The 14462-nt window shown below is 70.3% G+C and carries 12 protein-coding genes; 9 read left to right on the top strand and 3 right to left on the bottom strand.

The window, feature by feature from the left end:
- Positions 1 to 7 precede the first annotated feature (7 nt).
- Positions 8 to 1531, top strand: coding sequence for a Do family serine endopeptidase (locus FV227_RS01725; protein ID WP_147727451.1), 1524 nt, complete (start codon positions 8 to 10; stop codon positions 1529 to 1531).
- Between the two features lie 161 nt (positions 1532 to 1692).
- On the top strand, positions 1693 to 2079 hold the full coding sequence (locus FV227_RS01720) for a DUF1640 domain-containing protein (protein ID WP_147727449.1): 387 nt from the start codon (positions 1693 to 1695) through the stop codon (positions 2077 to 2079).
- 6 nt (positions 2080 to 2085) lie between these two features.
- Here FV227_RS01720 and serB read toward each other — a convergent pair whose 3' ends face one another.
- Positions 2086 to 2982 carry a phosphoserine phosphatase SerB gene (gene serB / locus FV227_RS01715; protein ID WP_147727448.1) on the bottom strand — a complete coding sequence of 299 codons (897 nt, stop codon included), beginning with the start codon at positions 2980 to 2982 and terminating at the stop codon, positions 2086 to 2088.
- Positions 2983 to 3001: 19 nt separating this feature from the next.
- Here serB and miaA point away from each other — a divergent pair, with 19 nt between their 5' ends.
- The gene (miaA, locus tag FV227_RS01710; RefSeq protein ID WP_246686352.1) at positions 3002 to 3925 is read left to right on the top strand and encodes a tRNA (adenosine(37)-N6)-dimethylallyltransferase MiaA; all 924 of its coding nucleotides are present in this window, start codon (positions 3002 to 3004) and stop codon (positions 3923 to 3925) included.
- A 6-nt stretch (positions 3926 to 3931) separates the two neighbouring features.
- Here miaA and FV227_RS01705 read toward each other — a convergent pair whose 3' ends face one another.
- Complete coding sequence (locus FV227_RS01705) at positions 3932 to 4798, bottom strand: NAD(P)-dependent oxidoreductase (RefSeq protein WP_147727450.1); 867 nt, start codon at positions 4796 to 4798, stop codon at positions 3932 to 3934.
- A gap of 206 nt (positions 4799 to 5004) precedes the next feature.
- Here FV227_RS01705 and FV227_RS01700 point away from each other — a divergent pair, with 206 nt between their 5' ends.
- The 6 genes from FV227_RS01700 to FV227_RS01675 all read left to right on the top strand — a co-directional run bounded on the left by FV227_RS01700 (position 5005) and on the right by FV227_RS01675 (position 13633).
- Positions 5005 to 7062 carry a carbon starvation CstA family protein gene (locus FV227_RS01700; protein ID WP_147858176.1) on the top strand — a complete coding sequence of 686 codons (2058 nt, stop codon included), beginning with the start codon at positions 5005 to 5007 and terminating at the stop codon, positions 7060 to 7062.
- A gap of 5 nt (positions 7063 to 7067) precedes the next feature.
- Complete coding sequence (locus FV227_RS01695) at positions 7068 to 7292, top strand: YbdD/YjiX family protein (RefSeq protein ID WP_147727445.1); 225 nt, start codon at positions 7068 to 7070, stop codon at positions 7290 to 7292.
- Positions 7293 to 7404: 112 nt separating this feature from the next.
- Positions 7405 to 7839 (top strand): tellurite resistance TerB family protein, encoded by a 435-nt coding sequence (locus FV227_RS01690; RefSeq protein ID WP_147844056.1) that lies wholly within the window; start codon positions 7405 to 7407, stop codon positions 7837 to 7839.
- Positions 7840 to 7872: 33 nt separating this feature from the next.
- A complete protein-coding gene (locus FV227_RS01685) occupies positions 7873 to 9126 on the top strand; it encodes a DUF898 family protein (RefSeq protein WP_147858175.1) in 1254 nt (417 codons plus the stop codon).
- Positions 9126 to 10253, top strand: a complete 1128-nt coding sequence (locus tag FV227_RS01680; protein WP_147858174.1) for a M48 family metallopeptidase — start codon at positions 9126 to 9128, stop codon at positions 10251 to 10253. The genes FV227_RS01685 and FV227_RS01680 overlap by 1 nt, the downstream gene beginning before the upstream one ends.
- A gap of 143 nt (positions 10254 to 10396) precedes the next feature.
- Positions 10397 to 13633 (top strand): efflux RND transporter permease subunit, encoded by a 3237-nt coding sequence (locus FV227_RS01675; protein ID WP_147858173.1) that lies wholly within the window; start codon positions 10397 to 10399, stop codon positions 13631 to 13633.
- Here FV227_RS01675 and FV227_RS01670 read toward each other — a convergent pair.
- Positions 13624 to 14307 (bottom strand): HAD family hydrolase, encoded by a 684-nt coding sequence (locus FV227_RS01670; protein ID WP_147858172.1) that lies wholly within the window; start codon positions 14305 to 14307, stop codon positions 13624 to 13626. The genes FV227_RS01675 and FV227_RS01670 overlap by 10 nt on opposite strands.
- Positions 14308 to 14462 lie beyond the last annotated feature (155 nt).

Raw genomic sequence — 14462 nt, 5'->3', positions numbered from 1 at the left:
GTCGATCATGCACCCCGCCGCGAGCGCGCCCGCGCATCCCCTCGCCCGGTTCCGCCGCTCCGCGCGGTCCGTCGCCGCCGCGATCCTGATCGCATCCTCGTCCGTGGCGATGCCGGCCTATGCCAAGGGGCCGGATTCGCTCGCCGACCTTGCGGAGAAGGTCGACGACGCGGTGGTCAACATCTCGGCGTCGACCACCGTCGAAGCGCGCCCCGGCAACCGCGCCGGCCCGCAGCTGCCGCCCGGGACCCCGTTCGAGGACTTGTTCGAGGAATTCTTCAACAAGCGCGGCGGGCGCGGCGGACCGGAGCAGCGCGGCGAGAGCGACAACCCGCGCCAGCAGCGCAAGTCGAGCTCGCTCGGCTCCGGCTTCATCATCGACGCGTCCGGGATCGTGGTGACGAACAACCACGTCATCGGCGACGCCAACGACATCCAGGTGATCCTGCACGACGGCACGAAGCTGAAGGCCGAGATCATCGGCAAGGATTCCAAGATCGACCTCGCCGTGCTGCGCGTGAAGCCGACGGCCGAGCGCCCGCTGAAGGCGGTGCCGTTCGGCGATTCGGACAAGATGCGCGCCGGCGACTGGGTCATCGCGATCGGCAACCCGTTCGGCCTCGGCGGCTCGGTGTCGGCCGGCATCGTCTCGGCGCGCGGCCGCAACATCGAGTCCGGTCCCTACGACAACTACCTGCAGACCGATGCGGCCATCAACAAGGGCAATTCGGGCGGCCCGCTGTTCAACATGGACGGCGAGGTGATCGGCATCAACACGGCGATCCTGTCGCCGACCGGCGGCTCCGTCGGCATCGGCTTCGCCGTCCCGTCGAGCTCGGCCAAGCCGGTGATCGACCAGCTCCGCGAGTTCGGCGAGGTCCGTCGCGGCTGGCTCGGCGTGCGCATCCAGAACGTGGACGACGCCACCGCCGAAGCGCTCGGGCTGAAGGGGGGCGCCAAGGGCGCGCTGATCGCCGGCGTCGACGAGAAGGGGCCGGCCAAGACCTCGGGCCTCGAGGTCGGCGACGTGATCGTCAAGTTCAACGGCACGGCGGTGAAGGCCTCGAGCGACCTGCCGCGCATCGTCGCCTCGACCCCGGTCGGGCAGAAGGTCGACGTCGTCGTCGTCCGGAAGGGTGAGGAGAGCACCAAGGCCGTGACGCTCGGCCGTCTCGAGGACAGCGACAAGCCGCAGCTCGCCAACCTTCGCCAGCCCGAGGCCGAGAGCGCCACGCGTCAGGCGCTCGGCCTCAACCTCTCGGGCCTTACCGACGAGCTTCGCCGGAAGTACAGCATCAAGGACGGCGTGAAGGGCGTGGTCGTCACCCGCGTCGACCCGAACTCGACCGCGGCCGACAAGCGCATCCAGCCGGGCGAAGTCATCGTCGAGGTCGGGCAGGAGGCGGTCAACACGCCGGCCGACGTGACCAAGCGCGTCGAGGCTCTTCGCAAGGATTCCCGCAAGTCGGTGCTTCTGCTGGTCGCCAGCGCGACTGGCGACGTCCGGTTCGTGGCGATCGGCCTGGACTGACCTTTTCGCGAAGATAACGGCACGAACCGACGCCGCCGCCTGATCCGGGCGGCGGCGTTCTTTTTGGTGGCGGACGAAAGCTGGCGGATGCCTTGCCCGCAAGGATCGAACCCGTCACCCTTCGCATCCGGCGGATGCCCGCGCGCGAGTCGGCCGCCCCCGTGAACGCCATCGCCTTCGATACGTTGAAGTTCGCGCGCAACCTGCACGAGAAGGCTCACCTCACGCCGGAGCAGGCGGAGGGGATGGCGGACGCCATGTCCGAGGTGTTCGCCAGCGGCATTCCGACCAAGACCGACATCGCGGATGTCCGGCACGACATCGAAGCGTTCCGCGTGACGACGCAGGCCGACATCGTCGCGGTCCGACATGACATCGATGCGCTGCGCTTCTCGACGAAGGCGGACATCGATGCCCTGCGTCTAGCAACCCGCGTGGACATTGCGACGGCGAAGTCCGACATCATCAAGTGGATGTTCGGGATGATCGGGTTCCAGACGGTCGCGATCCTCGGCGCGGTCGTCGCGCTCGTCCGCAGCCTGCACTGACGGCGGTCAGGCGACGAACTCGCTCGCCATGTAGCCCTGCAGGTAGAGCAGCGCGCTCAGGTCGCCGTGCTCGATCCGGGCGCGCGCCGCGGCGGCCACAGCCGGCTTCGCGCGAAACGCCACGCCGAGGCCCGCTTCGCCGAGCATGTCGAGGTCGTTGGCCCCGTCGCCGACCGCCATCGTCTCCGCAACGTCCAGTCCGAGGCCATCGCGGAGCGCGATCAGCGTCGCGCGCTTCTCGGCACGCCCGACGATCGGGTCGTCCACCATGCCGGTCAGGCGCCCGTCCGAGAGACCGAGCCGGTTGGCGTGATGCTCGTCGAAGCCGAGCGCTTCGGCGATCGGCCCGGTGAACAGCGTGAAGCCGCCCGACACCAGGCAGGTGCGTGCGCCGTGCGCCTTCATCGTGTGCACGAGCGTGCGACCGCCCGGCGTCAGGGTCAGCCGGTCGCGGATCAGCGCGTCGACGACGCCGGCCGACACGTCGCGAAGCAGGGCGACGCGCTGGCGCAGAGCGGGCTCGAAGGCGATCTCGCCGCGCATCGCGCGCTCGGTGATCGCCGAGACCTGCTGCTTCAGGCCGATCGTGTCGGCGAGCTCGTCGATGCATTCCTGCTCGATCATGGTCGAGTCCATGTCCGCGAGGAACAGGCGCCTGCGCCGGTGGGCGTCCGCCGGCAGCACCGCGACGTCGATCGGCTCGCCCGCGAGCGCCGTCCGCAACCGCGCGGTGAACGCCGGCGCGGCGACCGCAGCCCCCGGCACCAGCAACTCGGCGGCGACCTCGCCGTGCAGGATGCGCGGCTGATGCTCGGTCGCGAGAACCAGGCGCGCCTCAGCCAGCACCGCATCGGTGATGGCGGGGCGGGCCTCGTTTGCTATCAGGGTCGCGACAAGGGTCATCGGAGCCGACGATTTCGTGTTGCCGCTTTCAAGTGCGTCGTCGCAGGGGCGGCCGGAGGCGATCCTCATTGCAGGGCCGACCGCGTCGGGCAAGTCGGCGCTCGCGACGGCGCTGACGCTCCGTCACGGCGGGATCGTCGTCAACACCGACTCGATGCAGGTCTACGCCGACCTGCGCATCCTCTCGGCGCGACCGGATCGGGCGGAGGAGGCAAGCGTCGCGCATCGCCTCTATGGGCATGTCGACGGGGCGGTGAACTACTCTGCCGGGCATTTCGCGCGGGACGCCGCGTCGCTGCTGGCCGGTCTCGACGGGCGACTGCCCGTCTTCGTCGGCGGAACCGGGCTGTACTTCCGCAGCCTGGAGGAGGGCCTGTCCGACCTCCCGCCGGTGCCGGAGGCCGTGCGCGCCGCGATCCGCTCCGAGAGCGAGGGCCGCCCGACCGAGGCGCTGCACGCCGATCTCGCCGAACGCGACCCCGCCGGCGCCACCCTGTTGCGGCCGAGCGACCGCGCCCGGGTCATGCGCGCGCTCGAGATCCTCGCCGCCACCGGCCGGCCGATCGCCGCGTTCCACGGGCCACGCGTGCCCGGTCCGCTCGCGGGGCGAAGGCTGCTGAAGATCTTCCTGGCGCCCGAGCGCGAGCTGCTGCGCGCCCGCATCGACGCGCGCTTCCGCACGATGATGCAGCGGGGCGCACTCGACGAGGTCGCGGTGCTGCGCGAGCGCCGCCTCGACCCGCTGCTGCCGGTGATGCGCGCCCACGGGGTGCCCGGCCTGATCGCGCATCTCGACGGCGCGATCGGGCTGGAGGAGGCGATCGTGCGCGGGCAGGCCGACACCCGCCGCTACGCCAAGCGCCAGTTCACCTGGTTCCGCCACCAGATGGGAGCGGAGTGGCGCTGGCTGGCGCCCGAGGCGGCGATGGCGGAAATCGGCTGAGGGATCTCAGCGCTCCAGGCGCGCGACGAGGCTCGACGTGTCCCAGCGGTTGCCGCCCATGGCCTGGATGTCGGCGTAGAACTGGTCGACGAGGGCCGAGACCGGGAGCTTGGCGCCGTTGCGGCGCGCTTCGTCGAGCAGGATGCCGAGGTCCTTGCGCATCCAGTCGACGGCGAAGCCGAAATCGAACTTCCCCGCGTTCATGGTCGAGCCGCGGTTCTCCATCTGCCAGGAGCCGGCGGCCCCCTTCGAGATCACGGAAAGCACCGCCTCCACGTCGAGCCCCGCCTTCTTGGCGAAGTGCACGCCCTCGGACAGCCCCTGGACGAGGCCGGCGATGCAGATCTGATTGACCATCTTGGTGAGCTGGCCCGCCCCGACCGGCCCCATCAGCCGGCAGGCGCGCGCATAGGCGCCGATCGCGCTCTCGACCTTGTCGTAGCAGCCCTGGCCGCCGCCGCACATCACGGTGAGCATGCCGTTCTCGGCGCCGGCCTGGCCGCCGGAGACCGGGGCGTCGATGAAGCCCAGCCCCTTCGCGGTCGCGGCCTCGGCAAGCTCGCGGGCCACCTCGGCCGAGGCGGTGGTGTGATCGACGAAGATCGCACCGGCCTCCATGCCGGCGAGCGCGCCGTCCGGACCGAGCACGACGCCGCGCAGGTCGTCGTCGTTGCCGACGCAGGCGAAGACGATCTCTGCGCCCTCGGAAGCCTCGCGCGGCGTCGGCGCATGCGCGCCGCCGTTGGCCGCCACCCACGCCTCGGCCTTGGCGGCCGTGCGGTTGTAGACGGTGACCGAGTGGCCCTTCTTGACCAGGTGTCCGGCCATCGGGGCGCCCATGACGCCGAGCCCCAGGAACGCGACCTTCGCCATCATCCGTCTCCGTCTCGTGTGCTGCTGGAGCGGTCTAGGTATCGCGCACCGCAGCGTCAAACCGCGGCGCCGACGATGCGAAGCGGATCGCGACAACGCCGCGCGGTTGTCCACTCGCTGCCGCGATGGGGATTTTCCTCAATCCAAAATTGCGGCATCACGCGCGGGATCGTCGGCCCCCGAGTGCCGGCTTCGGGAGTGGAACGATGGGCGCGATCGGTAGGCATGGCCCCTGGGCCCTGGTCGGTGCGTTGGGGGCGGCGGCGCTCGCCATCGTCGCCGTCGAGCGCGGCGAAGCGGTGAACGCGCTCTGGCTCGTCGTCGCGGCGGTCTGCGTCTACCTCATCGCCTATCGCTACTACGCGCTGTTCATCGCCGAGAAGGTGATGCGGCTCGATCCCAAGCGCGAGACGCCGGCCGTCCTCCACAACGACGGGCTCGACTACGTCCCGACGAACAAGAGCGTCCTGTTCGGCCACCACTTCGCGGCGATCGCCGGTGCCGGTCCCCTCGTCGGCCCGGTGCTGGCCGCGCAGATGGGCTACCTGCCCGGCCTGCTCTGGATCCTCGCCGGCGTCGTGCTCGCCGGCGCGGTGCAGGACTTCATGGTCCTGTTCGTCTCGATGCGGCGCGACGGGCGCTCGCTCGGCGAGCTGATCCGCACCGAGCTCGGCACCGTCCCGGGCATCATCGCGCTGTTCGGCACGTTCCTGATCATGGTGATCCTGCTGGCGGTGCTCGCGCTCATCGTCGTCAAGGCGCTGGCCGAGAGCCCGTGGGGCACCTTCACCGTGATGTCGACGATCCCGATCGCGATGCTGATGGGCGTCTACACCCGCTACATCCGCCCCGGCCGCATCGGCGAGGTCTCGATCCTCGGCTTCGTCCTGCTGATGGCGGCGATCTTCGGTGGCGGCGCGATCGCCGACAGCCCGGTCTGGGGCCCGGCCTTCACCTTCACCGGGACGCAGCTTTGCTGGATGCTGATCGGCTACGGCTTCGTCGCCTCGATCCTGCCGGTCTGGCTCCTGCTGGCCCCGCGCGACTACCTCTCGACCTTCCTGAAGATCGGCACGATCGTCGGCCTCGCGCTGGGCATCGCCTTCGTCGCCCCGCACATGCAGATGCCGGCGGTGACCAAGTTCGTGGACGGCACCGGGCCGGTCTGGGCGGGCCAGCTCTTCCCGTTCCTGTTCATCACCATCGCCTGCGGCTCGGTCTCGGGCTTCCACGCGCTGATCGCCTCGGGCACCACGCCGAAGCTGATCGCCAGCGAGGCGGATGCGCGCTTCATCGGCTACGGCGGCATGCTGATGGAGAGCTTCGTCGCGGTGATGGCGCTGGTCTCGGCCACCGTCATCGATCCGGGCGTGTACTTCACGATGAACGCGCCGGTCGCGCTCCTCGGCACGACGCCGGAGACCGCCGCCGCCGCGGTGACGAAGCTCGGCTTCCCGACCACGCCCGAGGTGATCGCTCAGACCGCCAGCGATGTCGGCGAGCGCACCATCGTCGCGCGGGCCGGCGGCGCGCCGACCCTCGCCGTCGGCATGGCGCACATCATCTCCAGCGCCATCGGCGGCAAGGCGATGATGGCGTTCTGGTATCACTTCGCGATCCTGTTCGAGGCGCTGTTCATCCTCACCGCGGTCGATGCGGGGACCCGCGCCTGCCGCTTCATGGTGCAGGACCTAGTCGGGCTGGCGGTGCCGTCGTTCAAGCAGACCAACGCCTGGGTGCCGAGCATCCTGGCGACGGCCATCGCGGTCGGCGCCTGGGGCTACTTTCTCTACCAGGGCGTGACCGACCCGCTCGGCGGCATCAACACGCTGTGGCCGCTGTTCGGCATCTCGAACCAGATGCTGGCCGCCGTGGCGCTGACGCTGTGCACGGTGGTGATCTTCAAGATGAAGCGCGAGCGCTATGCGTTCGTGACGATCATCCCGACCGCGTGGCTGTGCATCTGCACCCTCACTGCGGGCTGGCAGAAGATCTTCTCCGCCGACCCGAAGATCGGGTTCCTCGCCCATGCCGAGCGCTACGCGGGCGCGCTGGCGGAAGGCAAGGTGCTGGTGCCGGCCAAGGACCTCGGCCAGATGGGTCAGATCGTGCTGAACGACCGGATCGACGCGGTGCTCGCCGGGCTGTTCATCGGCCTCGTCGTGGCGATCGCCTGGTTCGGCATCGCCGCCTGCGTCAAGGCGCTGCGCACCGACCGCTGGACGGCCCTCGAGAGCGAAGCCCGCATCGTCGCGGCGGAGTAGGGCCGATGGAGGCCGCCCCGCAGAACCTGCGCGACCGCTGGAAGGCCCTGTCCAAGTGCTTCTGCGACGGCGCGCGGCTGATGGTGGGGCAGGGCGATTACGCGGCCTATGCCGCCCACGCCGCGCGGACGCATCCCGACCAGGCGCCGATGACCGAGATCGAGTTCTTCCGCCATCGGGAGAACGCGCGGTTCGGTGTCGGCAACACCAACGGATTTCGCTGCTGTTGACCATGCGACGGCGTGACGGACGTATCGTTCGAGGATGCGGCCCGGTCGCGGGCGGGAAACGCTTGACTCCGAACGGGCATTTCCCGTGAGTCAGGCGAGTGCGAGGTAGGCAATGAGCATCTTCCAGGACGCCATTCTGCGGTTCGGCCGGACGATCATGTCCTATGCCGGCGACGGCCTGTTTCTTGCTGCCGCGGTCTCGGCCGCGGCCAACGTGACGATCGCCGACGGCGACGTCGACGAGGAGGAGGTCGAGTCGGCGATCTCGGGCATGCGCGCCAACCCGATCCTCCAGAAATCCTACGACACCCTGCGGATCGAGCAGGAGCTGTACGAGGGCATCGCCCGCGCCAAGACCCGCGCCGGGCGGATCGAGAACCTGCGCCACGTCGCGGCCATCGCCGACCGGCCGCTCGACCAGCGCCAGGACATCTTCCTGATCGCCGCCGACGTTGCTGATTTCGGCGGCATCAGCGAGGTCGAGCACAAGGCGCTCGACGAGATCGCCGCCGCCCTCCAGGTCGAGAAATCGGCCCTGCTGCGCTGACCGGCCGTCGATCGCAGGCCCGGAAGGGGATCCATGTCGCGGACCGGACAGGTTGCCTTCGACACCCGGCTCCGCGGCCTCACCGGGCTCGCGATCGTCGGGTTCCTGCTCTCGCTCGTCACCTTCGGCGTCTACCGCTTCTGGTACATGACCGACCTGCGGCGCTTTTTCTGGAGCCGCACCGTCGTCGACGGCAGCCCGGCGGATTACACCGGCACCGGGCGCGAGCTCTTTCTCGGCTTCCTCGCGGCCCTCGGGCTGCTGATCGTGATCTATGTCGGGCTGTTCGGCCTGGCGATCGCGCTGCCGAGCCTGGCGCCATACTCGGCGATCCTGTCCTTCGTCATCTTGTTCCTGCTCGGGCAGTTCGCGATCTACCGCGGGCGCCGCTACCGGGCGATGCGGACGCTGTGGCGCGGCATCCGCCTCGGCCAGGACGGCTCGGGCCTCGCCTATGCCGGCCGGGCCGCCCTGTGGTGGGCGCTGACGCTGGCGACGCTGGGCCTCGCCTTCCCGTTCATGCGCGCCGGCCTCGAGCGCTACCGCATCGCCCACACCCTGATCGGCACCAGCCGGATGGCGTCCGACGCGCGCGGGCGCGCGCTCTTCGGGCCTTGGCTGCTGTTCTACGCGGTGGCGCTCGGCCCGGTGCTCGCCCTGCTGCTGGCGTTGATCGCCGCCAACGACTTCGTCCCGCCGATCGACCTGATGCTGCCCAAGCCCGGTGGCAAGGGCGGCGATCTCATCCTCAACCCCGCCTATGCCGGCACCCGGATCGCAACCCTCGCCGTCGCGCTCGGGATCACCGCCGGCTGCTGCCTGCCCCTCTCGCTCCTGCTGGTACCGTTCTATCGGGCGCGCGAGACGCGGGTCTTCATGAACGCGGCGCGCCTCGGGCCGGTCCGCCTCGTCTCGACGCTCCGGGCGCGGCAATTCTACTGGCCCTACCTCGTCTACGCGCTGTCGCTTCTAGGCTTCGTCGTGGTGGTTGGCCTGATCGCGCTGCTCGCCGGCCTCGCCGCGCGGGCCGCGGGCGGCGACGGGCTGGCCTGGGCGGCGGTGCTCGGCGGCGGCCTGCTCTATCTCGGCGGCGCGCTCGCCTTCGCGGTGCTGTACGTGCGCGTCGTCCAGGCCCGACTCTGGGCCGCGGTCGCAACCACGACGCAGGTGGCCGATGCCGACGGCCTGAACCGCATCCTCGCCGCGAGCCACGGGCCCGGCAGCGGCCTCAACGAGGGCCTCGCCGACGCGCTCGACGTCGGCGGCGCGCTGCAGATCGGGTTCTGATGGCGCTCACCGCGTCCGGCCGCTGGTTCGACGGACGGAGCGCCGCGCCGCACGAGGTGACCCTGCACCTCGGCGAGCGCCTCGAGATCACCGGGCTGGAGGTCCATCGCGACTGGAACCTGACCGATTTGCGGGCCGGCGAGGGGCAGGCCCCGCTGCTGCGCCTCGGGATCGCGGGCGATCCCGGCCATGTCGAGGTCGTGGACCCGTCGTTCGCCGCATGTCTCGAAACCCGCTGCCCCGACCTGCGCAAGCGCGCAGACGCGGGCGGAGGGACCTGGCGCCTCGTCGCCGGCTCGCTTGCGGTCGGCATCGCGGTCCTGCTCACCGTGTTCTTCGGCCTTCCGATCGCGGCGGGCGTTCTCGCGCCGCTGGTGCCGGCCGGCATCGAGGCGCGCCTCGGCACCGCGGTGGAGGCGCAGGTGCTCGACCTGATGGGCGATCCGCCGCCCTGCGCGGAGCCGGCCGGCCGGGCCGTGCTCGACCGCCTCGTCGCCCGCCTCGCGGCCGGTCGCGGCCTGCCGCCCGATCTCGCGGTCACGGTCCGCCGCCACGACACCGCGAACGCGGTGACGTTGCCGGGCGCGCGCGTCGTCGTGCTCTCCGAGCTGATCGCCAAGGCGCGGAGCGCCGACGAGTTCGCCGGCGTGCTGGCGCACGAGCTCGGGCACGTGGCGCTGCGCGATCCGACCCGGGCGCTGATCCAGGCCTCGGGCACGTCGTTCCTGCTCAGCCTCGTGCTCGGCGACCTCACCGGCTCCACCGTGATCGTCGCCCTCGGCCAGGCCGTGCTCTCGGCCGGCTACAGCCGCGATGCCGAGCGCGCGGCCGACGCCTATTCCGTCGCCGCGATGCGGTCGGCCGGCGGCGACGCGGCGGCGCTGGCCTCGATGCTCGAGCGGATCGCCAAGGACGAGGCGGATGCCGACCCGGCCCTCCTGCGCAGCCATCCCTTCACCCGCGAGCGTGCCGCGACGATCCGCGCCCACGCCGGGGCCCGGGACCCCGACAGGCACATCCTGAGCGACGCCGATTGGATGCAGCTGCGCGGGATCTGCCCCGGGGCGACGGACGGGCCGGACAAGCCTGCACCGAAACCCCGTCCGAGCCAGCGACGGCGGGTCTGAGCCGGCCTTCGACCACGCCGCAAGGTCCTGCGGCCTCTTCGCAGCCGCAGCGCGCGGACATGATCGCGAAACAATACTCGCGTTCGGTGGCGCCTGAATTCATGATGCGATGATCCGGGCCGTGGCCGGATCACGGAGACCAGATGGGCCTCGTCCAGTACGCACTGAAGTTCCGCATCACGACCTACGTGCTCGCCGTGCTGATGATGCTCGCCGGGGGCGGCGCGATCGTGGTCGCGCCCAAGGACGTGCTGCCGATCGTTGACATCCCCGTGGTCGTGGTGGTCTGGACCTATACCGGCCTGTCGACGCCGGAGATGGAGCGGCGGATCACCACCTACGCCGAGTTCTCGCTTTCGAACAACGTCAACAACATCAAGCGGATGGAGTCGACGACGCTCCAGGGCACCGCGATCCAGAAGATCTACTTCGACGGCGAGGTCAGCGTCGACCTCGCCATCACCCAGGTCGTCTCGGCGATGAACTCGATCCGCTCGGCGATGCCGCCGGGCGTGCAGCCGCCGATCGTGCTGCGGTTCTCGGCCTCCTCGGTGCCGGTGATCCAGCTCGCGCTGACCTCGACCAAGGAGAGCCTGACCAAGGTCTACGATTACGCGCAGTACCGCATCCGCCAGCGCCTCGTGCAGGTGCCGGGCTCGACGCTGCCGTCGCCGTTCGGCGGCACGCCGCGCCAGATCATGGTCGATCTCGACCTCCAGGCGCTGCGGGCGCTCGGCCTCACGGCCCTCGACGTCACCAACGCGATGACGGCGCAGAACCTCACCGTGCCCTCCGGCTTGGTCAAGATCGGCGAGCAGCAATATCCGGTCCTGCTCAACGCGACCCCGGACGCGATCGCGGCGCTGAACGAGATCCCGATCAAGGTCGTGGCCGGCCAGCCGGTGCTGGTGCGCGACGTCGCCTACGTCCGCGACGGCGGGCCGCCGCAGGTCAACATCGTGCGCTCGGACGGGCTGCATTCGGTGCTGATGCGGATCTTCAAGAACGGCACCGCCTCGACGCTGGACGTGGTCAACAACGTCAAGAAGGTGCTGCCCGAAATCCAGGCCGCCGCGCCCGACGGCATGGCGATCAAGCCGCTGTTCGACCAGTCGGTCTTCGTGTCCGCCGCGATCGAGGGCGTGATCCACGAGGCGGCGATCGCCGCCTGCCTCACCGGCCTGACGATCCTGCTGTTCCTCGGCTCGTGGCGCTCGACCATCGTCGTGCTGATCTCGATCCCGCTCTCGATCCTGACCTCGCTCGCGATCCTCGCCGCGCTCGGCCAGACCATCAATGTGATGACGCTGGGCGGCCTCGCGCTCGCCGTCGGCATCCTCGTCGACGACGCGACGGTGGCGATCGAGAACACCTATCGGCTGTTCGAGGAGGGCGAGCCGTTCCGCAAGTCCGTGGTCGAGGGCGCCGCCAGCATCGCGAAGCCGACGCTGATCTCGACGCTGTCGATCTGCGCCGCCTTCGTCTCGGTCTTCGCGCTGGCCGACACGCCGAAGTACCTGTTCACACCGCAGGCGCTCGCGGTCGTGTTCGCGATGCTGACTTCGTACCTGCTCTCGCGCACCCTCGTGCCGGTGCTGATCGACGTGCTGGTCGCGCGCGAGTACGTCGAGCGACATGGCGGCGGGCACGACGCCGTCGCGCCGCCGCGGCGCGGGCGGGTGGCGCGGGCCATCGGTTGGCTCGGGCGCCCGGTGATCCACGTCGCCGGGCGTTTCCGGAACGGCTTCGAGGCGCGCTTCGAGCGCTTCCACCGCGGCTATCTCGGGCTGCTCCACGTCGTGGTGCGCCGCCGCGTCGCGACGATCGCCGTCGTCCTGCTGGTGTTCCTCGGCACGGCCGGGCTGTTCACCTTCGTCGGGCGCGACTACTTCCCGCAGGTCGCCTCGAGCCAGCTCACGCTGCACCTGCGCACCCGGCCCGGCATGCGGATCGAGACCGCCGAGCAGGTCTTCGCGGCCGTCGGCGCCACGGTGCGCGAGGTGATCCCGGACGGCGAGATCGAGCAGATCCTCGACAACATCGGCCTGCCCTCGAACAACTACAACTTCGCGTTCTCGGACGGCTCCTTCGTCGGCTACAACGACGGCCAGATGCTGGTGAACCTGCGCGAGGGACACGGCGACGTCGGCGCCTACGCGAAGCGCCTGCGCGAGGTGCTGCGCGAGCGCTTCCCCGACGTGATCGTCTACTTCCAGCCCTCCGACATCATCACGCAGATCCTGAACTTCGGCACGCTGGCGCAGATCGACATCCAGGTCTCGGGTCGCAACGCCGAAAAGGACCTCGCGGTCGCCCAGAACATCGTCCGCCGCCTGAAGGAGACGAAGGGCGCGGTCGACGTGCACCTGCACCAGATCGTCGGCACGCCACAGTTCTTCGTCGACGTCGACCGCCGCCTCGCCTCGGAGCTCGGGCTGACCCAGCAGCAGGTGGCGCAGGGGCTCAACGTCTCCCTGTCGGGCTCCTTCCAGGTGACGCCGAACTTCTGGACCGACCCGAAGACCGGCATCCCGTACCAGCTCTGGGTGCAGACGCCGGAATACCGCAACGCCTCGCTCACCGACCTGCAGAACACGCCGCTGCTGGTGCGCGCCAACAGCGACCAGCCGGGCGTGCTGACCCTGCTCTCCAGCGTCTCGACCCTGCGCCGCGAGGCGACGCAGACCGTGGTCAACCACGTCAACACGGCGCCGACCTACAATATCTACGCGGCGGTGCAGGATTCCGACCTCGGCTCGGTGGCGCGGGAGATCCGCACCATCGTCGACGAGGAGCAGAAGGCGCTGCCGGTGCCCGACAAGATCACCGTGCGCGGGCAGATCGAGAACATGGACTCGGCGTTCCTGCGCCTCGGCGTCGGCCTGAGCATCGCGCTCATCGCCGTCTACCTGCTGATGGCGGTGAACTATCAGAGCTGGGGCGATCCCTTCGTGGTGCTGGCCGCCCTGCCGCTCGCCTTCTGCGGCATCGTCGCGAGCCTGTTCATCACCGGCACCACCTTCTCGATCCCGTCGCTGTTCGGCGCGATCATGTCGGTGGGCATCGCGTCCGCGAACTCGATCCTGCTCGTCACCTTCGCCCGCGAGCATCGCGAGGCGACGGGGTGCTCGGCGGTCGACGCCGCCCTGCTCGCCGGCGAGACGCGCCTGCGCCCGGTGCTGATGACGGCGGGCGCGATGTTCCTCGGCCTGATCCCGATGGCGCTCGGCACGGGCGAGGGCGGCGAGCAGAACGCCGCGCTCGCCCGCGCCGTGATGGGCGGCATCGCCTTCGGCACGCCGGCGACGCTGCTGTTCGTGCCGTTCCTCTACACGCTGCTGCGCGCGGGCAAGGTCCGGGTGCCGGAGGACTACGCCTGAGCCGACAGCAGCTCGGCGACGGCACCGGGCACGTCCGAGAAGTGCGAGATCACCCGGTCCGGCCCGAGCTGGTCCACCGGCGTGTCGGTGTAGCCGAAGGTGACCGCCACCACCGGGATGCCGGCGGCCTTGGCGGCATCGATGTCGGCGCGGGAATCGCCGACCATCACCGCGCGCTCCGGATCGCCGCCGGCCCGGCCGATGGTCAGCGTGATGTGGCGCGGATCGGGCTTGCTGTAGGGGAAGGTCGCGCGCCCGCAGATCGCGGCGAAACGGCCGCCGATGCCGAGTTGGTCGAGCAGGTCGACCGCGAGCCCCTCGACCTTGTTGGTGCAGACGGCCAGCCGGAAGCCCTCGGCCTCGAGCCGATCCAGCGCCTCGACCACGCCGGGATAGAGGTGCGAGCGCTCGCACAGATGCGCGCCGTAATGCTCCAGGAAGTCGCCGAACAGCGCCTCGTGCCGCTCCGGCGTCAGCTCGCGGCCGGCGGCCTCGAAGCCGCGGCGGATCAGCGCCTTGGCGCCGGCGCCGATCAGGTCGCGGGCCTCCTCGAGCGCCAGTTCCGGCAGGCCTTCCCGCACGAGCAGCACGTTGAGCGTGCCGACGAGGTCGCCCGCGGTCTCGGCCAGGGTGCCGTCGAGGTCGAACACGGCGATCTTCGGCAGGGTGGGCATCGGGTCTTTCCGGGGCGACGGGGGGAGGGGCCCTCGCTAGCCGGCCGCCCGCGGCGGGGCAAGGTTGCGGGCAGGTTTCGAAACCGTGCGCGTCGTGCGCGAGACGGCGTGCGGCGCCCCACACTTGCCCGAAAAACCCTCGAAAGGAGGGGCGT

Source organism: Methylobacterium sp. WL119, assembly GCF_008039875.1.
Taxonomy (GTDB): Bacteria; Pseudomonadota; Alphaproteobacteria; order Rhizobiales; family Beijerinckiaceae; genus Methylobacterium.
This window is presented reverse-complemented; position numbering and strand designations above follow the sequence as displayed.